We start from the raw sequence: 20,320 nt of genomic DNA on the forward strand, positions 1-20,320 counted from the left end.
GATTAGGACCCCAGGCTGAACTTTGCCTGCGAATTTGGGAAAGAGGTGCAAAACGGTGAGCTCGTTTGATAAAACGATGAAATTTAATTTCTCCGATGATTCTGCTGAGACTAACGTAAATGAAGTGCTGATTACAGTGTATGACGCGCTTCAGGAAAAGGGCTACAATCCAATCAATCAGATTGTCGGATACTTGCTGTCAGGTGATCCCGCTTATATTCCTAGGCATCGTGACGCTCGTAATTTAATTCGCAAACTTGAAAGAGACGAATTAATCGAGGAATTGGTGAAGTCTTATTTAGAACAGCATAAAGAGGCGTAAAAAAAGTATGAGAATATTAGGACTCGATTTAGGAACCAAAACACTCGGTGTTGCTCTGAGCGACGAAATGGGCTGGACTGCTCAGGGCATTGAGACCATAAAGATCAATGAAGCTGAAGGCGATTATGGTTTTTCCCGTTTATCTGATCTGATTCAGGAGTATACTATAGATAAAATCGTGCTCGGCTTTCCTAAGAATATGAACGGAACAGTCGGCCCGAGAGGCGAAGCCAGCCAAACATTTGCGAAAATGCTTGAAACAACGTACAATGTTCCTGTTGTGCTGTGGGACGAGCGTCTTACCACAATGGCGGCTGAAAAAATGCTGATTGCCGCTGATGTCAGCAGGCAAAAACGAAAAAAAGTCATTGATAAAATGGCGGCTGTTATGATTTTGCAAGGATATCTTGACAGTTTAAATTAAAGCCAGGGGTGAAGAAAATGGAACACGGCGAAAATAATATTACAATTGTTGACGATCAAGGAAATGAACAGCTTTGTGAAGTGCTGTTTACATTTGAAAACGAAGAGTTTGGGAAGTCTTATGTGCTGTACTACCCAATGGAAGCAAAAGATGATGAAGAAGTAGAAATTCTTGCTTCCAGCTTCACGCCAAACGAAGGCAGTGAAAACGGTGAGCTACATCCGATCGAAACTGACGAAGAATGGGATATGATTGAAGAAACCCTTAACACATTCTTAGCGGACGAAGACGAAGAATAAAACACCGTGCCAAAGCCGGAGCCATACTGCTCCGGCTTTTTTTATGCTGTATAAGGCCTCTTTCACCCTTGTTTTGTAATAAATTGCCGAAATCCAATGAATCATGTAGTATAAGAGCTGATGGGAGGGGACCTAATGTATATCAATCGGCAAAAAAAATCATTCTTCAATAAAAAAAGAATCATACTGTCTTCCATTATAGTGCTGCTTCTCATCATTGGCGGGGCATTTTTATATGGGAAAACATTGCTTGAACCTGTTGAAAAAGACAGTGAAACGACAGTTAACATCAACATTCCGAGCGGCTCGTCTGTTTCGGCCATCGCATCGATATTGAAGAAAAACGATGTCATAAAAAGCGAGAAGGCATTTCAGTATTATGTCAAATATAAAGGCGCTTCCGGGTTTCAGGCGGGATTCTACCATTTGAATAAAGGAATGGATGTAGATGCCATTATTCATAAGCTGACGAGCGGGGCTACAGGCTATGCATTTCAAATTACAGCAACTGAGGGAGCGCAGCTGACACAAATCGCGGCCGCTATTGCTGATGAAACGAAATACTCTAAAAAACAAGTCATGGCGAAGCTGGACGATGAAACATTTATCAATCAGCTGAAGAAAGAATTCCCGGACACGATTACAAACGATGTTTTCAATAAAAACATTAAGCATCCGCTGGAAGGGTACCTATTCCCGGCTACATACCCTTTTCATGATCCAGACACGTCACTTGAAGACATCATCACGGCAATGGTTAAACAGACAAATTCTTATGTCGAAACATACAAAGCAGAAATGAAGAAAAATAAACTTTCCGTGCATAAGCTGCTGACGATGGCTTCTTTGATTGAAGAAGAAGCGACTGAAAAAGTCGATCGCCATAAAATTGCGAGCGTCTTTTATAACCGCCTGAAGAAGAACATGCCGCTCCAAACAGATCCGACCGTGCTGTACGCGGCAGGCAGGCATAAAGATCGTGTTCTTTATAAGGATTTGGAAATCGATTCACCGTACAATACGTATAAAAACCCGGGATTGACGCCAGGACCGATTGCCAACGCCGGCATGTCGTCATGGGAGGCGGCGTTGCATCCAGATCAAACGGAATATCTGTACTTCTTGGCTAAATCAAGTGGTGAGGTTGTATTTACAAAAACGTTAAAAGAGCATAATAAAGCAAAAGAAAAATACATTTTCTCAAAAAATGAGCAATAAAAGGGGAGCAAAAAGCTCTCCTTTTGTTCGCTTTCCGCAAGGTTTTATGATAAAATATATCGGGTTGTTTACCGATGTATCATGACGTATTCAGAGAGTGTCCTGTGTAAAAAGACGGGGGCACTCCTTTTTAGAACGGGAGGCTGTTTGTAGTGACTGACCGGTATGAACAAATAAATGACTATATAGAAGCATTATTGAAGCCTCGGCCGGAAAACGTGAAGAAGCTTGAAGCATATGCAGATGAACATCATGTCCCAATTATGGAAAAAGCGGGCATGGCGGTGCTGCTTCAAATTTTGTCTGTGAAACAGCCGAAAAAAATACTAGAAATCGGAACGGCCATTGGTTATTCCGCCATTCGTATGGCGCTGGAGCTGCCGTCTGCCGAAATATATACAATTGAACGCAATGAGAAACGGCATGAAGAAGCGGTAAACAATATCAAGGAGTTTCAGCTTGATGACCGGATTCATGTTTTTTACGGAGACGCGCTTGAATTAGCCGCCGCCGTTCATGTAACCGCGCCTTACGATGTCATTTTTATTGACGCTGCAAAAGGTCAGTATCAAAACTTTTTTCATTTATATGAACCGATGCTTTCGCCGGACGGGGTGATTATAACAGACAATGTGCTGTTTAAAGGTCTGGTGGCAGAGGATTACAGCAAAATAGAACCGAAAAGAAGGCGCAGGCTGATAGCAAAAATTGATGAATATAATCATTGGCTGATGAATCATCCGGATTATCAAACTGCGATTATTCCAGTCGGGGACGGACTTGCGATTAGTAAAAAGAAGAGGTGAACGTCATGAAAAAACCAGAGCTCTTAGTAACGCCGACGAGTACGGCGGACATTTTGCCGCTGATACAGGCGGGGGCAACTGCGTTTTTAATTGGGGAACAGAGATACGGCTTGAGATTAGCCGGGGAATTTTCTCGTGAAGATGTAACAAAAGCTGTAGAGATCGCTCACAAAGAAGGGGCAAAAGTATACGTTGCTGTAAATGCCATTTTCCATAACGATAAAGTGGGAGAGCTTGGCGAATATCTGGCTTATTTAGCGGAAACCGGTGTCGATGCAGCCGTGTTTGGCGATCCTGCCGTGCTTATGGCTGCCCGTGAATCTGCGCCTGACCTGAAGCTTCATTGGAGCACAGAAACGACAGGCACCAACTACTATACATGCAACTACTGGGGACGCAAAGGCGCGGCGCGTTCTGTGCTTGCCAGAGAGTTAAACATGGACAGTATGGTGGAGATCAAAGAAAACGCCGAAGTCGAAATTGAAATCCAGGTGCATGGAATGACGTGCATGTTCCAATCAAAGCGTTCTTTGATTGGAAACTATTTTGAATACCAAGGCAAAGTCATGGACATTGAAGGAAAGAAAAAGGAATCGGGCATGTTTTTGCACGATAAAGAACGTGACAATAAATATCCGATTTTCGAAGATGAAAACGGCACGCACATCATGAGCCCGAACGATGTGTGCATCATTGATGAGCTCGAAGAATTGATAGATGCCGGCATTGATTCTTTCCAAATCGACGGTGTCCTGAAAACGTCTGAATACTTAATAGAAGTCACCAAAATGTACAGAGAAGCCATTGATCTGTGTGCGGAAAACCGTGACGAATATGAAGCGAAAAAAGAAGACTGGATCGAACGCATTGAAAGCATCCAGCCAGTAAACAGAAAAATCGATACCGGATTCTTCTTCAAAGAAACGGTTTATTAATCAAAAGGAGGTTAAGCTATGACTGCCGTAAATGATAAGATATCCAAAATTGTCAATGGTAAGCGTGTGATTACGAAAAAGCCCGAGCTTCTCGCACCCGCGGGTAATCTTGAAAAGCTGAAAATTGCTGTTCATTACGGAGCGGACGCGGTCTTTATCGGAGGACAGGAATACGGTCTGCGCTCGAATGCCGATAACTTTACGATCGAAGAAATTGCAGAAGGCGTAGAATTCGCGAAACAATATGGCGCAAAGATTTACGTGACGACGAATATTTTCGCCCATAATGAAAACATGGACGGGCTAGAAGAATATTTAAAAGCGCTTGGAGACGCCAACGTCGCCGGCATCATTGTGGCAGATCCGCTTATTATCGAAACATGCCGCAGAGTGGCGCCGAATGTTGAGGTTCACTTGAGCACGCAGCAGTCTCTTTCAAACTGGAAGGCTGTCCAGTTCTGGAAGGAAGAAGGCCTTGACCGCGTTGTGCTTGCACGTGAAACAAGCGCTCTCGAAATCAGAGAAATGAAAGAAAAGGTAGATATCGAAATCGAATCCTTTATTCACGGCGCGATGTGTATCGCATATTCCGGCCGCTGCGTGTTGAGCAATCACATGACAGCGCGGGATTCCAACCGCGGAGGCTGCTGCCAGTCATGCCGTTGGGATTATGATCTGTATCAAACAGACGGTGCCAACGCCGTCGCTTTGTATGGTGGAGAAGATGCACCATTTGCAATGAGCCCTAAAGATTTGAAACTGATTGAATCCATTCCGAAAATGATCGAAATGGGCATCGACAGCTTAAAGATCGAAGGACGCATGAAGTCAATTCACTATGTAGCGACAGTTGTCAGCGTATACCGCAAAGTCATTGACGCTTATTGCGCTGATCCGGATCACTTTGTGATTCAAAAAGAATGGCTTGAAGAGCTTGATAAGTGCGCCAACCGGGACACTGCGACAGCTTTCTTTGAAGGAACGCCAGGCTATGAAGAGCAAATGTTCGGCGAGCACGCCAAAAAAACGACGTTTGATTTTGTCGGCTTGGTGCTGAATTATGACGAAGACACACAAATGGTCACGCTTCAGCAGCGTAATTTCTTCAAAAAAGGCGACGAAGTGGAATTTTTCGGTCCGGAAATTGAAAACTTTACACATACGATTGAAGCCATTTGGGACGAAGACGGAAATGAGCTAGATGCTGCCCGCCATCCCCTGCAAATTGTCAAATTCAAACTAGACAAAAAGATTTATCCGAGCAACATGATGAGAAAGGGGAAGTAACAACCCATGGGTAAGAATCCAGTAGTCATTGGAATCGCAGGAGGTTCCGGTTCAGGAAAAACGAGTGTCACACGGTCCATTTATGAACAATTTAAAGGGCACTCGATTTTAATGATCCAGCAAGACCTTTATTATAAAGACCAAAGCCATCTTCCATTTGAAGAAAGGCTGAACACAAACTATGATCATCCGCTTGCGTTTGATAATGACTATTTAATCGAGCATATTCAAGATCTATTGAATTACCGCCCGATTGAAAAGCCGATTTACGACTATAAGCTTCACACACGTTCAGAAGAAACGGTTCACGTAGAGCCAAAGGATGTTATTATCCTTGAAGGCATTCTTGTTCTTGAAGACAAAAGACTCCGTGATCTGATGGATATCAAGCTTTACGTGGATACAGACGCTGACTTGCGTATCATCAGACGGATTATGAGAGATATTAATGAGCGCGGCCGCTCTATTGATTCTGTCATTGAACAATATGTGTCAGTTGTCCGCCCGATGCATAACCAATTCGTTGAACCGACAAAACGATACGCTGATATTATTATCCCGGAAGGCGGACAGAATCACGTCGCAATTGATCTGATGGTCACGAAAATACAGACCATCCTTGAACAAAACGCGATTTTGTAATACCATAGCATAGACATAAATAACTCTGACCATATTATGTATAGGCAGGAAGGGGATGTGCGAATTCCCTTCTTTCCCTGTTTATAAACGCGAAATATTTGCAGAACGACAAGATTCAGTTTAAGATAAACAGTACCTATATGGGAGAGAAGAACGAGGACTGCCCTGTGTTCTCATTCTTGTATTTTTTAGTTTATGCTCTCATACATAATCGAAGATGTTGAGGGACAACCAGAAGGAGTGAAGGGACATGGCACAAGAGAAAGTTTTTCCTATGACTGAAGAAGGAAAACAAAAACTTGAACAAGAATTGGAATATTTGAAAACGGTTAAACGAAAAGAAGTAGTAGAGCGCATCAAAATTGCGAGAAGTTTCGGAGACCTTTCCGAGAACTCTGAATACGATTCAGCAAAAGAAGAGCAGGCATTCGTAGAAGGCCGTGTAACGACTCTGGAAAATATGATCCGCAACGCGAAAATCATTGAAGATGACGGCGGCTCTAACGATGTCGGTTTGGGTAAAACGGTCACTTTCGTCGAATTGCCTGACGGTGAAGAAGAATCATATACAATCGTTGGAAGCGCTGAAGCTGATCCGTTTGAAGGGAAAATCTCAAACGACTCACCGATCGCAAAAAGCCTGCTGGGCAAAAAAGTCGATGATGAAGTCACAGTTCAAACACCGGGCGGAGAAATGCTCGTGAAAATTGTGAAAATTTCATAATATCCGTTTAGCGGATAAACACCTCGTCCACAATGTGGGTGAGGTGTTTTTTTATGAAGATATCGAAACGAATGAAGCTGGCAGTCATCGCTTTTTTGATCGTGTTTTTTTTGCTGTTGCTGCGGCTGGCGGAAATCCAGCTGTTTTTCACCGAATCATTTTCTAAAAAGAAAATCAATTTGATCCAGGAAAGTGTGAAACAGCGGACGGAGGAAGTGCTCATTTCTGACGGAAGAGGTTCCTTTTTAGATCGAAATGGGCAGGCGCTGACCGGCAAAAGCGAGCCTGCAGTTGTTTTGTTCCCTTTTCTGCTGACGCAGGATTGGCCGATCAAAAAAGTTGCGGACATCATCGGCATGTCTGAAGATGAATTGCACCAGACACTCACAAAAGCGAAAAAACCGGTCATTTTGCATCAAAGGAAAATCAAAACACTTTCGAAACAATCCATTACAAAAATCAATTCTTTGAAATATCCCGGCATTTACGGCGTATATATGGAGAATGAAGACAAGCCAAGCCTTGCTTCACATACGATAGGAAACACAAATCAAGATCCGGCGCTTCTCCGGAAGAAATATCCGGACCAGGAGAACCTCCCGATTACAACGAAAATCGGAACAACCGGTTTAGAACGGACATTTGATGAGTTTTTGCTTCCAGAACAAGATACAAAACTTTTATATCATGTGGACGGAAGAGGAAATCCTTTGTTTGGCATGGACGTCAAATATACAGCTGAAGCCAATACGTTTTATCCGCTCCAGGTCAAAACAACGATTGATCAAAGCATTCAAAAAGCGATGGAGGAGGTATTGGATGAACAGGGGCTGAAAAAAGGAGGAGCTGTGCTGCTGGACATCGAAAATAGCAGTGTTCTGGGAATTGTAAGCAAACCGAATGCGGATGTGTCCCGGCAAAACACGCTTCAAAATTACATGCTGACGCCAATCTATCCCGGTTCTGTTTTTAAAACAGTCATTGCCGCAGCTGCAATCGAAAATGATACGGTGAAGCCGAGTCAAACCTTTAATTGCAATTTAAACCTGTATGGGGAACCGGGCGACGACAAAGGAACCTTGTCTTTTGATGAAAGTTTTGCCCAGAGCTGCAATTACACATTTACGAGTCTTGCAGAACAATTAATGAAAAAAGACAGCTCGGTTATTGAAGATATGGCAGAAAAGCTGGCTCTCACAGATCGGGCAGGCTGGGAAGGAAAACTGTATCACGAATCAAATTTCCGACAGTTGTATAATGAAAAAAGCGGCGTGGTTTGGGGGGATGAAAAAGACAAATCAGTCAAAAAAGCCATTGCGCAAACAGCGATCGGGCAGAAAAATGTGAAGGTAACGCCACTCGAGGTAGCCAATATGATGGCGGCCATCGCCCGCGGCGGAGAAAAGCGGCAGGTGAAAATCGCTGAACAAATTGAATATAAAAACGGCACAACACTCGCCAAGTTTAAAGATCAGAAGCTCAGCGGAGAAACGATAGACAAATATACGGCACAGCAGCTTCAAAAAATGCTGCGGCGGGTGGTGGAATCTCCTTCCGGAACGGGCAGAAGGTTTCAGGATCTTCCGTATACTGTAGCAGGGAAGTCAGGCACAGCCCAGACAGGCAAGCTTTCAAAAGAGCAAAAAGCACTCTATGAAAAATGGTTTGCCGGATATTTTCCGGCGGATAAGCCGAAATACGCTCTTGTCGTTTTACACATGGATACGCCGGGGGATAAGGCTCTGACAAATTCCGTGTTTTATGATATTGTTAAAAAAGTACACGAAATTGAAATCAATCAGAAATAGAACAACTTCTCAGCACATGGTAAAATATATGCTGAGCCAAGAGGGATAAAGGAGTGCAGAATTATTGAGCAATAATCAATCTCGTTATGAAAACCGTGATAAGCGCAGGAAAACTAATTTAGTGCTTAACATTTTAATTGCAATCGTATCCATACTAATCGTCGTGGTAGCAGCTAATCTCTTCATTAACAGTCCTTCTAGCAAAGATGTCAGCAAGGATTCTGAAACGGCGCAAAAACAAGAATCTCCGGCTTCAGGAAAGACGGAAAAGAAATCGGATGAGGATATAAAAGACAGCAAGAAAGATACATCTGACAGCGAAAAGGATGCTGAGAAGTCTTCTGATTCAGACTCAGATTCGAAAAAAGATGATTCTTCTAAAGGTGATGACTCTGATTCCGATTCAGACTCAAGCTCAGATTCAGATGACCCGCTTAAAGACGCAAAAGTAACAGAAGGCGGCTCATCAAGCGATGTGGAAAAAACGTATGAAAATTCTGATTGGAAAGCAGTCGGAACTGAGCAGACGGGCGAACATGCCGCCACTTATGACTCAAGCTCACAAGACTGGGCTGAGATGCTGAAAGCCATTTCATATGCAACCGGTGTTTCAAAAGATAACATGACGGTGCTCTGGCTCGGGAATAACGGCAGCCCTCAGGATGCCAAAGGCAAGATTTTAGACAAGACGACCGGAGATAAATATCAAGTCACGATTACATGGGTTGATGACAAAGGCTGGAAGCCGACAAAAGTAGAAAAACTAAAATAAACAAAGCAGCCGGTCTAGAACCGGCTGCTTTTGTTTTAGGCTTCAGCTGCGAAATGAACAACCGCGCTGTACAATATTCTACCGTCTGCCACAGCGGTCTGGTGTGAAACAGACTTCACCCGGAGCATGATGGCTTTATTGTTTTCAATTTGTGTATTGATTTTCTTTTCAAGCTCCTGCAATGAAGCCGCTTCGAAAAATTCCACTTTGTCTTTTATCAAATCTAATTGAAAATTCATCTCTCGGCCCTCCTACTTTCACAAGTCATATGAAGTATAAGCTTTTTTGCCGTAAACGCGCAATATCGTTGGCATAAAATACACAAAGTGTTTTAGTACCTCCTTTTCAGAAGATGTGGTATGATAGGAACTGTTCCATCATTAATTCATAGTATACTTATAGGAATTATAAAATATGGAGTGTGACAAATATGGGACGTGAATTTATCCCTCTTTTTGAAGATTGGGCGGCAACTTATGATCAAACAGTACAAGGTTTTGATATTCAGTATAAAGAAGCGTTCAGAGGCTATGATGATATTCTTCAGGCCATCGTCGGCAGGTCTGGAACACATGTGTTAGAATTTGGCCCGGGAACCGGAAATTTGACAGCTAAGCTGCTGGAGGCGGGCAAATCTGTATTTGGAATCGAACCCTCTCCCGCAATGCGCAAATTGGCTTCTGACAAGCTTTCAGGCAGGGTGGAAATCGTTGACGGAGACTTCTTGACATTTCACGAGCCTCCATTTCAGGCTGACACAATTGTCAGTTCATATGCTTTTCATCATTTGACCGACGAAGAAAAGCGGGCTGCCATAAAGCAATATGGCAAATACCTTCACTTGCATGATAAAATAGTGTTTGCCGATACCGTCTTTGAAGATGCGCAAGCGTATCAACAGGCTATTGATAAAGCCCGTTCTCAAGGCTTCTATCAGCTGGCAAATGATTTAGAGACGGAGCATTATCCCACTTTGGATGCGTTGAAAGAGATGTTTACAGCTGAAGGTTTTGCAGTTCGATTCACTCAGCAAAACGATTTTGTGTGGATAATGGAGGCGATCAAACGGTAAAGTGAAGGGAATGTGAATAAATGAAACTAGCAGTTATCGGAGCAATGGAAGAGGAAGTTACGATCCTGAGAAGCAAACTTGAACATGCAAAAACAGAAACAATCGCACACTGTGAATTTACAACAGGTGAATATGAAGGAACTGAAGTGATTCTTTTAAAATCAGGAATTGGAAAAGTAAATGCTGCCATCAGCACAACGCTTTTGCTTGATCGTTACAAGCCTGATTATGTCATTAACACAGGCTCAGCGGGCGGATTTCATCATACACTGAATGTAGGAGATGTCGTCATTTCAACTGACGTTCGCCATCATGATGTAGATGTAACGGCCTTTGACTATGAATATGGCCAGGTGCCGGGTCTTCCCGCTGCTTATGAGTCAGACGAAAAGCTGATCAGCATTACAGAAGAAGCGATTTCTGAACTCGACGGCATTCAGGTTGCAAAAGGAACGATCGCAACAGGCGATTCTTTCATGAACGATCCGAAGCGGGTTGAAGAGGTGCGTGCGAAATTTTCTGATCTGTACGCGCTTGAAATGGAGGCTGCGGCAGTGGCTCAAGTATGCCATCAATTTAAAACGCCGTTTGTCGTCATCAGAGCGTTATCTGATATCGCAGGAAAAGAATCACATGTGTCATTTGACCAATTTTTAGAGCAGGCTGCTGTTAATTCAACAGAGCTTGTGTTAAAGGTGATCAAACGAATTCATTAAAAACGGGGGAGTGTTCTCCTCCGTTTTCCCTAAAAACAACCTCTATCCAGGAGGAGGACATATATGACTGTTATAACGGACATCACCGAGCTGATTGGAAACACACCGCTTCTTCGCCTGAAGAACTTTGATGTTCCTGAAGGAGTCGCAGTGTATGCAAAGCTTGAAATGATGAATCCCGGCGGAAGCATTAAAGACAGACTGGGAGATATGCTGATCCGTGACGCGCTGGAGTCAGGCAAGGTGAATCCCGGCGGAGTGATTATAGAAGCTACGGCAGGCAATACAGGAATCGGCCTAGCGCTGAGTGCCAGAAAATATGGGTTAAAAGCGATTTTCTGTGTCCCTGAACATTTCAGCGCAGAGAAACAGCAAATTATGCGAGCGCTTGGAGCATCAATCATTCATACGCCGCGTCATGACGGAATGCAGGGAGCCATTCAAAAAGCCATTCAGCTGGAGACGGAAATTGAAAACTCTTATTGCGTTTTGCAATTTAAAAACCAAGTAAATCCATCGACTTACTATAAGACACTTGGGCCTGAAATATGGGAAGCGCTTGACGGCAAGGTTCATACGTTTGTCGCAGGGGCAGGATCAGGGGGCACATTCGCAGGAACTGCTTCCTTCTTAAAGGAAAGAAATCCTGCAGTTAAAACAGTGATTGTCGAACCGGAGGGCTCCATTTTAAACGGAGGAGAGCCCCACGCCCATAAAACAGAAGGCATCGGCATGGAGTTCATCCCCGAATATATGAATAAGAGCCATTTTGATGAGATATACACTGTAACAGATGAGAATGCGTTTAGACTTGTGAAAGAAGCGGCAGAAAAAGAAGGCCTGCTGATCGGAAGTTCTTCAGGTTCAGCGCTTTATGCAGCGTTGGAGGAAGCGAAAAAGGCATCCGCAGGAACAAACATTGTCACGATATTTCCTGACAGCAGTGATCGGTATATCAGCAAACAAATATACGAAGGAGGCATCTGATATGAAGAAAAAAACAGTGATGATTCATGGCGGAATCACAGGTGATGAGAAAACAGGCGCAGTTTCCGTGCCCATTTATCAAGTAAGCACGTACAAGCAGCCGAAAGCAGGGCAGCATACAGGCTATGAATATTCAAGAACGGCCAATCCGACTAGAGCCGCTCTCGAAGCACTTGTGACAGAGCTGGAAGGCGGGGAAGCAGGTTATGCGTTCAGTTCTGGAATGGCTGCCATTACAGCGGTTATGATGCTGTTTAACAGCGGAGATCATGTTGTTTTAACTGATGATGTGTACGGCGGAACATACCGCGTGATGACAAAGGTGCTCAATCGTCTTGGCATTGAATCAACATTTGTCGATACAAGCAGCGGAGAAGAAGTTGAAAAAGCGATTCGTCCTAACACGAAAGCCATTTATATTGAGACACCGACAAACCCGCTGCTCAAAATCACCGACTTGTCGCTCATGGCTGATATCGCGAAAAAAGCCGGTGTACTTCTTATCGTAGACAACACCTTTAACACCCCTTATTTTCAGCAGCCGCTTACTTTAGGGGCTGATATCGTGCTTCACAGTGCGACAAAATATCTTGGCGGGCACAGTGACGTCGTCGGCGGTTTAGTTGTGACCGCATCGAAAGAGCTTGGGGAAGAGCTGCATTTTGTGCAAAACTCCACAGGCGGCGTTCTTGGCCCTCAAGATTCCTGGCTGTTAATGAGAGGAATCAAAACATTGGGTCTCAGAATGGAAGCGATCGATCAAAATGCGCGGAAAATCGCAAGTTTTCTTGAGAATCACCCTGCTGTCCAAACGTTATATTATCCTGGTTCTTCAAATCATCCCGGACATGAGCTTGCAAAAACTCAAGGGTCTGGCTTCGGCGGCATGATCTCTTTTGATATCGGCAGTGAAGAGCGGGTTGATGCATTTTTAGGAAATCTGAAATTGTTTACCATTGCTGAAAGCCTAGGCGCGGTAGAAAGCTTAATTTCTGTTCCGGCAAGAATGACACATGCCTCTATTCCGAGAGAACGCCGGCTTGAACTCGGTATTACGGATGGCTTAATCAGAATTTCTGTAGGAATTGAAGATGCAGAAGATTTGCTGGAAGATATTGAGCAAGCGCTTAAAAATATATAACAAATGGATACAATTACTTTCTCTGTAAGCCGCCAGATTATATTATAATAGTCGTATACTACGAATCTGGCAGGTGATTCATTTGAATAAAAATAGAATGAAATCTTTAAAAGAAGATTACAAGCATTTTGCTTTTACGTTGCTTGCAGTCAGCACTTTTTTATATATAGGCGCAGTTCTCCCCGATCAAGGCTTAACGTTAGGCCAAAAATCGATGATGCTTTTAGCGGATTGCGTATTTTTAGCCGGTGCCTTCTTTTGCGTAGATCGTTCATTGATTTACAAGAAGCGTTTGGAAGAAGCCGACGAATAAAAAAACAGCCATCTACTCAGCGATGGCTGTTTTTTGTTATTTTTCTTGCAGTTCATTTCCCATGCCTTTTAAAAACTGAAGGCCAAAGCCGACCGCTCTGTTGATATCAGGATCGTTCATTGCTTTTAGAAGGTCGAGAATCCCGACTTTCCTGTCTTCTTTTAAAGAGCTTTGCGCCTGTTCGGTTCCTGCCATTACGCTTTCTAAAAGCTTTCCTGTAAACTCAGGATCGGCTTTTGTCAATGCGCCTCCGGCGGCCATCATCGTGTTGATGAGGTTGGTGACAGGCTCACGCGAGACTTGGCCAAGCGCAATCTTGGCGATGTCTTCCTTCGCCCTCAGCATACTTGTTGCCGCATCAAAGATTCCAAGTTCATTCAGTTCACTCATTAACGTCATCGTTTTCGAGACAGCATCCTCATTTTCTGCCAGCAGCCCTTTCAGCTCCTCAATTTTTTCAAGCTTGATTTGCTCCGCTGTTTTTGTTTCTTTTTTGATCGTTGTAATCGGAGTAGCCATTTTTTGTCCCCCTTTCGTTTAATCAGTTAGATGAACATAGCCCGGACGATTCCATTTTCTTTCTGCCTCGACGCCGTTTTGCGGGTTCCGTTTCTTGTTACGCGGATTTGTTTTAGGAAGCGGTGTGCTTTCGCAGCCTCCCAGCACTTCCATGCGTACCTTCGTCTGTTTATAAGCAGGCGTGTTCGTGCGTTTATCAGCCGCAGGCCCTGTCAGGAAGTTAATCGCTGACTCCTTGTCTGTTGAGTTCATTGGCAAATAAAGTTCATTTTTCCGTACGCGGTCTGTAATCAGCGCGTTTAATTTGACTGCTCCGAACGGAGAAACGAGCCGTACAAGCGAGCCATCACAAACACCTCTCTCTTGTGCAAGCTCAGGCGAAATTTCAACGAATACATTCGGCACTTTTGCTTGAATGCCTTTCGATTTATTTGTCATGTTTCCTTCGTGGAAATGCTCAAGCATACGTCCGTTATTAATGTGAAGATCATATTCTTCCGGAAAAGCGGCAGGTTCAGTCCAATCAGAAAGGGCAAAGCGGGCTTTTTTGTCAGGGAAATTAAATCCGTCTTCATACAGAAGCGGTGTGCTTTCACCTGAGAAGCTGCCCCATAGGAAACTGTTCCAGCCTTCAAGCACCTCATAGCTTGCTTTGCCAAACAGAGGGGAAAGGCTCGCCATTTCTGAGAAAATGTCACTAGGATGGCTGTAATTCCAGCCGGCTCCTAAGCGGTTTGCCACCTCTTGAATAATCCACCAGTCCGGTTTCGCGTCACCAAACGTCGGAAGCGCCTGATATAAACGCTGAACGCGTCGTTCTGTATTGGTAAATGTGCCGTCTTTCTCAAGTGAAGGAGTGGCCGGCAAGACGACATCGGCATATTGAGCTGTTCTTGACAGGAAGATATCCTGAACCACGAAGAAATCAAGGCTTGATAAAATATCATGTACGTGGTTCGCGTTTGAATCGACAAGTGCCATATCCTCGCCAACAAGATACATAGCTTTCATTTTTCCTTCTTCAATGGAATGAAGCATTTGAATATTATCTAAACCAGGCTTTCCGTCAATCGTGACACCATAAGCCTCTTCAAATTTAGCACGGGCATTGTCATCTGTAATATGCTGATATCCCGGCAGCCAGCCAGGTAGTGTTCCCATATCGCAAGCGCCTTGAACGTTATTGTGTCCGCGCAGAGGATAAGCGCCGGCACCTGGACGGCGATAGTTGCCCGTAGCGAGAAGCAGGTTTGAAATTGCTGCTGACGTATCAGAACCGCCTGTATTTTGTGTGACACCCATTCCCCAAAGGACACAAGTGCCGTCAGCGTCACGAATCAGTTCGGCAATTCGAATGATGTTTTCTTTTGAAAGGCCTGTGATGCGTTCCGCGTAATCAAGCGTATAGGTTTGAAGTGTTTCTTTATAATCTTCAAAGAAATTTACGTTCTCATCAATAAATGCCTGATCGTGCCAGCCTTGGTCGATCATATATTTTGTAACAGCCATCAGCCAAACTTGGTCTGTACCTTGTTTAGGGCTGATGAACAGGTCAGACCGCTCCGCCATTTCATTTTTGCGCAGGTCGGCCACGATCAGTTTTTGGCCATGGAGCTTGTGCGCCCGTTTGACACGTGTTGCAAGCACAGGGTGTCCTTCCGCTGGATTGGCGCCGACAATGATGACAAGACCGGCTTTGGCAATATCTTTAATCGTGCCGGCGTCACCGCCCATCCCGACAGTGCGGAACAATCCGTCTGTAGCAGGAGACTGGCAGTAGCGTGAGCAGTTATCGACGTTGTTTGTTTCAAATACCTGACGCGCTAATTTTTGAATGACATAGTTTTCTTCATTTGTAATTTTAGAAGAAGAAATAAATCCAACAGAACCTTTGCCGTACTGTTCTTTAATCGATCCTAATCTGCTTGCGACAAGATCGAGGGCTTCTTCCCAAGAAGATTCAACAAAAGCCCCGTTTTTACGGATTAAAGGCTTTGTGATCCGCTCTTCAGAATTGACGAAGTCCCAGCCGAATTTTCCTTTGACACATGTAGAAATCGCGTTAACCGGAGCATCGGAAACAGGCTGGATCTTTAAAATATCCCGTCCTTTTGTCCATACTTCAAAAGAACATCCGACACCGCAGAACGTACACACAGTTTTTGTTTTTTTCGTTCTCGTGTCACGCATAGCCGCTTCGACTTCAGAAATGGCAAAAATGCTGCCGTAATCGGGTTCAACGTTTTTTACGAGATCAATCATCGGTTCCATGACATCCTCTTTGATGCCTGTCATAAAGCCAGCCTGCCCGAGCATTGATTTTTCCATCAGCGCATTACATGGGCATACGGTGACACACTGGCCGCAGCTGACACAAGAAGATTCATTGATCGAAACTCCCTCATCCCAAATCACGCGAGGACGTTCGCGTTCCCAGTCGATTGAGAGGGTTTCATTTACCTGAAGGTTTTGACATACCTCAACGCATTGGCCGCAGGCGATACATTGGTTTGGATCATAGCGGTAAAACGGATGAGACATATCAACCGCGCAAGACGGATCTTCTTTTGGCGTGTATGGGTATTTTTGATGCTCGATCCCCATCATTTCCGCTGTGTTATGCAGCGTACAGTTCCCATTGTTGTTATCGCAAACCGTACAATACAGCAAATGATTTTCAAGAAGGCGGTCCATCGCTTCGGTTTGCGCCTCTTTCACCCGATTTCCGGAAAGGTCAATTGACATTCCATTTTCCGCGACAGTAGAACATGAACGAACCAGCTTGCCGTTTGCCTCTACAATGCAAGTATCACAAGTTTGAAGCGGGTCAACCTCTGGAACGTGGCAAATCTGCGGGTACTCAATCCCGTTTTCATTTAAAATATCTAAAATTGTGGCCCCTGCTCGTGCTTGAATTTCTGTTCCGTCTACACGGACACTGATCGACGTAACGTCCATCATATTCATATTCCCCTCCATCTTTCTTTCAAGAAGTCAAAAAAAGCCATGTATAGATACACCTGTCCTTAATGCTAAGAAGGTGTAAACACACATGGCGGAATAGTTCACTAGCAAGTCTTACTAACAGACCAATCCTTGATTTTTATAAAACGATAGACTTATAACAAAATCCTATTACAAATCCATCAACACTGCTTTTATTATAAAGTGATATTTATTATAATACAATATAGCAGGAAAATTTTAACCAAGTGAAATGTCCTGAGGGGAACCGGGGAAAGCCTTACGAGGCCATATCGGAAGGGGTAATCAGCATGTCTAAAAAAATTCATGAGTTCAATGATATCATTCGAAAACTTCGTAAAGAATTGTTCGGCAAAGGGCCTGAACGAATTCATACTGTATTTGTAGAAAACATGGCAGTCTCAACACTATACGGAAATCTGAGTGCAAGCGAGCAGTTTATCGCCCGGACACCTGAAGGAAGAGAAATGGTACATGCGGCCCGGACAAGCCTGATTCAAGACCTTTATTCCAAACAAACGCCGGAGGGAATGGAAGAGTTGATTGGGGCTAAGCTAGTCCATTTGTTTTCTGATATAAAAATTGAGGAAAATATCGCTGTATCTGTGTTTGTCTTTGACCAAAAAATAGATGATCAAAAAGAAGCCCTGCAAAGCTAGCACATTTGTCATTGACACAAATTTGTCACATTTGATATGATGTGGCTACAGTTATAGAAGGCAAAAGCAATGGAATGTATGCACGAACTGTATATATTCTCTTTCAATATCTTAAATTCTGCTTGATATTGTTGTATAGGTATGCATACAAGTTAGGCAGCATTCAAACGCCTGGTTGACACAGGTTATTTGAGTGCTGCCTTTTTTTATTGCCTTTCTGCCATAACTGTGAGAAAAGAAGAAATAATGGAGGGTTTTAGTATGGCTTTTCGAAAACCGGATGAAATAGCGGATGCAGCAATTGAAGCAGGGATGAAAAAAGTAAAGCTTCCGCTGCCGTCTCTGCTTGTATTGGGGTTTTTAGGCGGCGCATTTATCGCGCTCGGGTACTTGCTTGATATCAGGGTAATCGGCGACCTGCCGAAAGAATGGGGAAGCCTTTCCAGCCTTATCGGGGCTGCCGTATTTCCTGTCGGTCTGATCCTTGTGGTGCTCGCTGGCGCTGAGTTGATCACAGGAAATATGATGTCCGTTGCGATGGCCTTATTTTCGAGAAAAATATCAGTAAAAGAATTGGCGGTTAACTGGGGAATCGTCACGATTATGAACCTAATCGGCGCATTGTTTGTTGCCTACTTTTTCGGGCATTTGGTTGGGTTGACTGAAACAGGCCCTTATTTAGAAAAAACGATCGCCGTTGCGCAAGGAAAGCTTGATATGAGCTTCGGCAAGGTTCTCATTTCCGGCATCGGCTGTAACTGGCTTGTATGTCTTGCAGTGTGGCTTTCTTTCGGAGCACAAGACGGAGCAGGAAAAATCCTTGGCATTTGGTTCCCCATTATGGCTTTTGTTGCAATCGGATTTCAGCACGTTGTCGCCAACATGTTTGTGATTCCCGCTGCCATTTTTGCTGGCTCGTTCACGTGGGGGCAGTTTATCGGAAACATCATTCCGGCTTTTATCGGCAATGTCATCGGCGGAGCCGTGTTTGTCGGTCTCATTTATTTTATTGGATATCATAAGAAAGACCGCTCCAGAAAAGAAATGAAGCAGGTATCATGAATAAAGGGTAAATCCACTCGATGAAACGTACAAATTCAGTCCATTTTTAGAAAAAGATGTTTACAAAATGGAATTTGGTGGATATACTTACAAAGGAAGAAAAAAGCAAAGGAGGCTGAACAAAATGACAATGAGACAACGACGTCAACCTGTACGTGATACACAAGAAAAAATTCATGGTTCATTCAGCCTGTGGAAGAGTTCGTGTCCTTCCTTAACCGATGCTTATCGCACGCATTAAATTCGGAATAGACGGACATACGCAACTCCCCGCAGGCAGTAGAGGCATTGGTTTGGTGTCTTCTTTTGTCTGCGGTTTTTATTTGCCCGCGGCAGAAGAAATGATGCCGCGGGTTATTTCGCTTGAAGCGGACTTTGAAAGGGGGTGAGCGATATGACGATTAACCTATTCTTTTTAACGTTAACGATTAACAAACGTTTTAAAAACCCGGAAGAATTCGAACGAGAACAGCAGATTGAGCAGATTTATGATGAAATGAAAGAGTCTCAGTTAAAGCATCTTTATTTAACAAACTGGCGCTAAAAAGCAATGAAAAAACTGAAGGGGGAGATGACATATGCTTAGAATGGAATTATTGATGCATTATACGATGGAGAAGGACCAAGTTTAGCGAAACAGCTGTCAAGAAAATGTCTGCCTGCATATGATAAATCAACGTTACGGTAAGGCAGGTGATGGCATGATGAACGATTATCAGAAAAGGCTGCCGTCGATTGGCCATGGTTATGCGTCCATGCCGCATTCCTTCAAACATGGTTATGGAAATCCATTCCGTCAGCAGAGGCTGATGGCCATGCAGCAGCAAAGGTTGTATGTATTCCCTTATCATTGGCACTAGAAAGAGGGCAGAAAACATTTTGTTTTCTGCTTTTTTTGCGGAAAAAAATGAAAAAGTTCAGTTCTATTGAAACATTTTTAAACACATTGCCGTCTAGTTGATATCTTCATTCCCATTTGGAAATGAAGATGATGTTTATTTTTCGAATATAATAAATAAACATAGGAAACCAAAAGCAGGTGTTTAAAATGCTAGAAAATAGACTATATAAACAATTGAACCTTTTAAAATTATTTTCTCGGAAATATAAGCAAACCAAAACAATTGAGCATATGATGATTGACTCTATAGACATACAAGAAAATGACAGAATTTTAGAAATTGGAATCGGAAATGCCACTGTTTTTAAGAACATAACCGAGAAACTAGAAAAGGGAAGCTTAAAAAGCATTGACCCTTCAAAGCGAAAGGTAAGGCAAATATCACGCGCAAATCGAAAGAACATGGGGAAAGGGGAGATTTTTCATGGCTATCCCGAGAACATTCCCTTTGATGACCGTACCTTTAATAAAGTGTTTTCCTTACATACGGTTCAGAGCTGCACTGATATTAGGCTTGCATTAAGGGAAATTTACCGTGTGCTTCAAATTGACGGCCAATTTTACATCAATATTGATACAAATACCGGTGAGAAAGAGAACATGTATATTCAACTGCTGGAAGACCAGCATTTCAGGGATCTTTCTATCATCAGGCGTGATTCCTGTCTTTGCATTGTGGCTGTTAAATAGAATCATTTCTCGGGAAATATATCCAGAGCCTTTATTTT

24 protein-coding genes are annotated in these 20,320 nt (G+C 43.5%); 21 read left to right on the forward strand and 3 right to left on the reverse strand.

Going from position 1 to position 20,320, the window contains the following annotated elements; genetic code table 11:
- Positions 1-55: 55 nt before the first annotated feature.
- The 11 genes from ACMX2I_RS07740 to ACMX2I_RS07790 all read left to right on the forward strand — a co-directional run bounded on the left by ACMX2I_RS07740 (position 56) and on the right by ACMX2I_RS07790 (position 9,237).
- Complete coding sequence (locus tag ACMX2I_RS07740; RefSeq protein ID WP_003225903.1) at positions 56-322, forward strand: IreB family regulatory phosphoprotein; 267 nt, start codon at positions 56-58, stop codon at positions 320-322.
- A 7-nt stretch (positions 323-329) separates the two neighbouring features.
- Positions 330-746, forward strand: a complete 417-nt coding sequence (ruvX, locus tag ACMX2I_RS07745; protein WP_087992262.1) for a Holliday junction resolvase RuvX — start codon at positions 330-332, stop codon at positions 744-746.
- A gap of 17 nt (positions 747-763) precedes the next feature.
- Positions 764-1,045, forward strand: coding sequence for a DUF1292 domain-containing protein (locus ACMX2I_RS07750; protein WP_087992261.1), 282 nt, complete (start codon positions 764-766; stop codon positions 1,043-1,045).
- A gap of 135 nt (positions 1,046-1,180) precedes the next feature.
- A complete protein-coding gene (mltG, locus tag ACMX2I_RS07755) occupies positions 1,181-2,263 on the forward strand; it encodes an endolytic transglycosylase MltG (protein ID WP_414956623.1) in 1,083 nt (360 codons plus the stop codon).
- 152 nt (positions 2,264-2,415) lie between these two features.
- On the forward strand, positions 2,416-3,069 hold the full coding sequence (locus ACMX2I_RS07760; protein WP_087992259.1) for an O-methyltransferase: 654 nt from the start codon (positions 2,416-2,418) through the stop codon (positions 3,067-3,069).
- A 5-nt stretch (positions 3,070-3,074) separates the two neighbouring features.
- Positions 3,075-4,004, forward strand: a complete 930-nt coding sequence (locus ACMX2I_RS07765) for a peptidase U32 family protein (RefSeq protein ID WP_414956624.1) — start codon at positions 3,075-3,077, stop codon at positions 4,002-4,004.
- An 18-nt stretch (positions 4,005-4,022) separates the two neighbouring features.
- A complete protein-coding gene (locus ACMX2I_RS07770) occupies positions 4,023-5,291 on the forward strand; it encodes a peptidase U32 family protein (protein WP_087992257.1) in 1,269 nt (422 codons plus the stop codon).
- Between the two features lie 6 nt (positions 5,292-5,297).
- On the forward strand, positions 5,298-5,933 hold the full coding sequence (gene udk, locus ACMX2I_RS07775) for a uridine kinase (protein ID WP_003225916.1): 636 nt from the start codon (positions 5,298-5,300) through the stop codon (positions 5,931-5,933).
- A 250-nt stretch (positions 5,934-6,183) separates the two neighbouring features.
- Positions 6,184-6,657, forward strand: a complete 474-nt coding sequence (gene greA, locus ACMX2I_RS07780) for a transcription elongation factor GreA (protein ID WP_087992256.1) — start codon at positions 6,184-6,186, stop codon at positions 6,655-6,657.
- A gap of 53 nt (positions 6,658-6,710) precedes the next feature.
- Positions 6,711-8,465 (forward strand): peptidoglycan D,D-transpeptidase FtsI family protein, encoded by a 1,755-nt coding sequence (locus ACMX2I_RS07785; protein WP_414956625.1) that lies wholly within the window; start codon positions 6,711-6,713, stop codon positions 8,463-8,465.
- A 64-nt stretch (positions 8,466-8,529) separates the two neighbouring features.
- On the forward strand, positions 8,530-9,237 hold the full coding sequence (locus ACMX2I_RS07790; protein ID WP_394715862.1) for a YrrS family protein: 708 nt from the start codon (positions 8,530-8,532) through the stop codon (positions 9,235-9,237).
- 35 nt (positions 9,238-9,272) lie between these two features.
- Here the strand turns inward: ACMX2I_RS07790 and ACMX2I_RS07795 are convergent, their stop codons facing one another.
- Positions 9,273-9,476 (reverse strand): YrzA family protein, encoded by a 204-nt coding sequence (locus tag ACMX2I_RS07795; protein WP_003225924.1) that lies wholly within the window; start codon positions 9,474-9,476, stop codon positions 9,273-9,275.
- A gap of 191 nt (positions 9,477-9,667) precedes the next feature.
- On the opposite strand from ACMX2I_RS07795, the gene ACMX2I_RS07800 reads away from it, so the two are divergent.
- The 5 genes from ACMX2I_RS07800 to ACMX2I_RS07820 all read left to right on the forward strand — a co-directional run bounded on the left by ACMX2I_RS07800 (position 9,668) and on the right by ACMX2I_RS07820 (position 13,466).
- Positions 9,668-10,309: a class I SAM-dependent DNA methyltransferase gene (locus ACMX2I_RS07800; protein WP_414956626.1), complete on the forward strand. Its 642-nt coding sequence runs from the start codon at positions 9,668-9,670 to the stop codon at positions 10,307-10,309.
- 20 nt (positions 10,310-10,329) lie between these two features.
- Complete coding sequence (mtnN, locus tag ACMX2I_RS07805) at positions 10,330-11,025, forward strand: 5'-methylthioadenosine/S-adenosylhomocysteine nucleosidase (protein ID WP_414956627.1); 696 nt, start codon at positions 10,330-10,332, stop codon at positions 11,023-11,025.
- Between the two features lie 63 nt (positions 11,026-11,088).
- Complete coding sequence (locus ACMX2I_RS07810; RefSeq protein ID WP_414956628.1) at positions 11,089-12,012, forward strand: O-acetylserine dependent cystathionine beta-synthase; 924 nt, start codon at positions 11,089-11,091, stop codon at positions 12,010-12,012.
- 1 nt (position 12,013) lies between these two features.
- Complete coding sequence (locus ACMX2I_RS07815) at positions 12,014-13,153, forward strand: bifunctional cystathionine gamma-lyase/homocysteine desulfhydrase (RefSeq protein WP_414956629.1); 1,140 nt, start codon at positions 12,014-12,016, stop codon at positions 13,151-13,153.
- 82 nt (positions 13,154-13,235) lie between these two features.
- On the forward strand, positions 13,236-13,466 hold the full coding sequence (locus ACMX2I_RS07820; protein ID WP_087992250.1) for a YrhC family protein: 231 nt from the start codon (positions 13,236-13,238) through the stop codon (positions 13,464-13,466).
- Between the two features lie 36 nt (positions 13,467-13,502).
- Here the strand turns inward: ACMX2I_RS07820 and ACMX2I_RS07825 are convergent, their stop codons facing one another.
- Together ACMX2I_RS07825 and fdhF are read right to left on the reverse strand one after the other, a co-directional pair.
- The gene (locus ACMX2I_RS07825; protein ID WP_414956630.1) at positions 13,503-13,985 is read right to left on the reverse strand and encodes a DUF1641 domain-containing protein; all 483 of its coding nucleotides are present in this window, start codon (positions 13,983-13,985) and stop codon (positions 13,503-13,505) included.
- Between the two features lie 18 nt (positions 13,986-14,003).
- Positions 14,004-16,946: a formate dehydrogenase subunit alpha gene (gene fdhF, locus ACMX2I_RS07830; protein WP_414958309.1), complete on the reverse strand. Its 2,943-nt coding sequence runs from the start codon at positions 16,944-16,946 to the stop codon at positions 14,004-14,006.
- Positions 16,947-17,260: 314 nt separating this feature from the next.
- Between fdhF and ACMX2I_RS07835 the strand changes: the two genes are divergently transcribed.
- From ACMX2I_RS07835 to ACMX2I_RS07855, 5 genes are all read left to right on the forward strand, one after another.
- Entirely contained in the window at positions 17,261-17,629 is a 369-nt protein-coding gene (locus ACMX2I_RS07835; protein WP_024714924.1) for a DUF2294 domain-containing protein, read from the forward strand.
- A 261-nt stretch (positions 17,630-17,890) separates the two neighbouring features.
- On the forward strand, positions 17,891-18,691 hold the full coding sequence (locus tag ACMX2I_RS07840) for a formate/nitrite transporter family protein (RefSeq protein ID WP_087992460.1): 801 nt from the start codon (positions 17,891-17,893) through the stop codon (positions 18,689-18,691).
- 394 nt (positions 18,692-19,085) lie between these two features.
- Positions 19,086-19,235 carry a YrzI family small protein gene (locus tag ACMX2I_RS07845; protein ID WP_087992248.1) on the forward strand — a complete coding sequence of 50 codons (150 nt, stop codon included), beginning with the start codon at positions 19,086-19,088 and terminating at the stop codon, positions 19,233-19,235.
- 157 nt (positions 19,236-19,392) lie between these two features.
- The gene (locus ACMX2I_RS07850; RefSeq protein ID WP_003229817.1) at positions 19,393-19,551 is read left to right on the forward strand and encodes a hypothetical protein; all 159 of its coding nucleotides are present in this window, start codon (positions 19,393-19,395) and stop codon (positions 19,549-19,551) included.
- Between the two features lie 179 nt (positions 19,552-19,730).
- Positions 19,731-20,282 (forward strand): class I SAM-dependent methyltransferase, encoded by a 552-nt coding sequence (locus tag ACMX2I_RS07855; RefSeq protein ID WP_394715868.1) that lies wholly within the window; start codon positions 19,731-19,733, stop codon positions 20,280-20,282.
- Positions 20,283-20,320: the final 38 nt, after the last annotated feature.

This window comes from Bacillus sp. SW14 (genome assembly GCF_047608225.1).
In the GTDB taxonomy this organism is placed as follows: domain Bacteria; phylum Bacillota; class Bacilli; order Bacillales; family Bacillaceae; genus Bacillus; species Bacillus subtilis_G.

What these genes read in the sequence shown, in the direction of transcription:
- ruvX (WP_087992262.1), top strand. Translation starts at nt 330, where the DNA reads ATGAGAATATTAGGACTCGATTTAGGAACCAAAACACTCGGTGTTGCT.
- ACMX2I_RS07750 (WP_087992261.1), top strand. Translation starts at nt 764, where the DNA reads ATGGAACACGGCGAAAATAATATTACAATTGTTGACGATCAAGGAAAT.
- mltG (WP_414956623.1), top strand. Translation starts at nt 1,181, where the DNA reads ATGTATATCAATCGGCAAAAAAAATCATTCTTCAATAAAAAAAGAATC.
- ACMX2I_RS07765 (WP_414956624.1), top strand. Translation starts at nt 3,075, where the DNA reads ATGAAAAAACCAGAGCTCTTAGTAACGCCGACGAGTACGGCGGACATT.
- ACMX2I_RS07770 (WP_087992257.1), top strand. Translation starts at nt 4,023, where the DNA reads ATGACTGCCGTAAATGATAAGATATCCAAAATTGTCAATGGTAAGCGT.
- udk (WP_003225916.1), top strand. Translation starts at nt 5,298, where the DNA reads ATGGGTAAGAATCCAGTAGTCATTGGAATCGCAGGAGGTTCCGGTTCA.
- greA (WP_087992256.1), top strand. Translation starts at nt 6,184, where the DNA reads ATGGCACAAGAGAAAGTTTTTCCTATGACTGAAGAAGGAAAACAAAAA.
- ACMX2I_RS07785 (WP_414956625.1), top strand. Translation starts at nt 6,711, where the DNA reads ATGAAGATATCGAAACGAATGAAGCTGGCAGTCATCGCTTTTTTGATC.
- ACMX2I_RS07795 (WP_003225924.1), bottom strand. Translation starts at nt 9,476, where the DNA reads ATGAATTTTCAATTAGATTTGATAAAAGACAAAGTGGAATTTTTCGAA.
- ACMX2I_RS07800 (WP_414956626.1), top strand. Translation starts at nt 9,668, where the DNA reads ATGGGACGTGAATTTATCCCTCTTTTTGAAGATTGGGCGGCAACTTAT.
- mtnN (WP_414956627.1), top strand. Translation starts at nt 10,330, where the DNA reads ATGAAACTAGCAGTTATCGGAGCAATGGAAGAGGAAGTTACGATCCTG.
- ACMX2I_RS07810 (WP_414956628.1), top strand. Translation starts at nt 11,089, where the DNA reads ATGACTGTTATAACGGACATCACCGAGCTGATTGGAAACACACCGCTT.
- ACMX2I_RS07815 (WP_414956629.1), top strand. Translation starts at nt 12,014, where the DNA reads ATGAAGAAAAAAACAGTGATGATTCATGGCGGAATCACAGGTGATGAG.
- ACMX2I_RS07825 (WP_414956630.1), bottom strand. Translation starts at nt 13,985, where the DNA reads ATGGCTACTCCGATTACAACGATCAAAAAAGAAACAAAAACAGCGGAG.
- fdhF (WP_414958309.1), bottom strand. Translation starts at nt 16,946, where the DNA reads ATGATGGACGTTACGTCGATCAGTGTCCGTGTAGACGGAACAGAAATT.
- ACMX2I_RS07835 (WP_024714924.1), top strand. Translation starts at nt 17,261, where the DNA reads ATGTCTAAAAAAATTCATGAGTTCAATGATATCATTCGAAAACTTCGT.
- ACMX2I_RS07840 (WP_087992460.1), top strand. Translation starts at nt 17,891, where the DNA reads ATGGCTTTTCGAAAACCGGATGAAATAGCGGATGCAGCAATTGAAGCA.
- ACMX2I_RS07845 (WP_087992248.1), top strand. Translation starts at nt 19,086, where the DNA reads ATGACGATTAACCTATTCTTTTTAACGTTAACGATTAACAAACGTTTT.
- ACMX2I_RS07850 (WP_003229817.1), top strand. Translation starts at nt 19,393, where the DNA reads ATGATGAACGATTATCAGAAAAGGCTGCCGTCGATTGGCCATGGTTAT.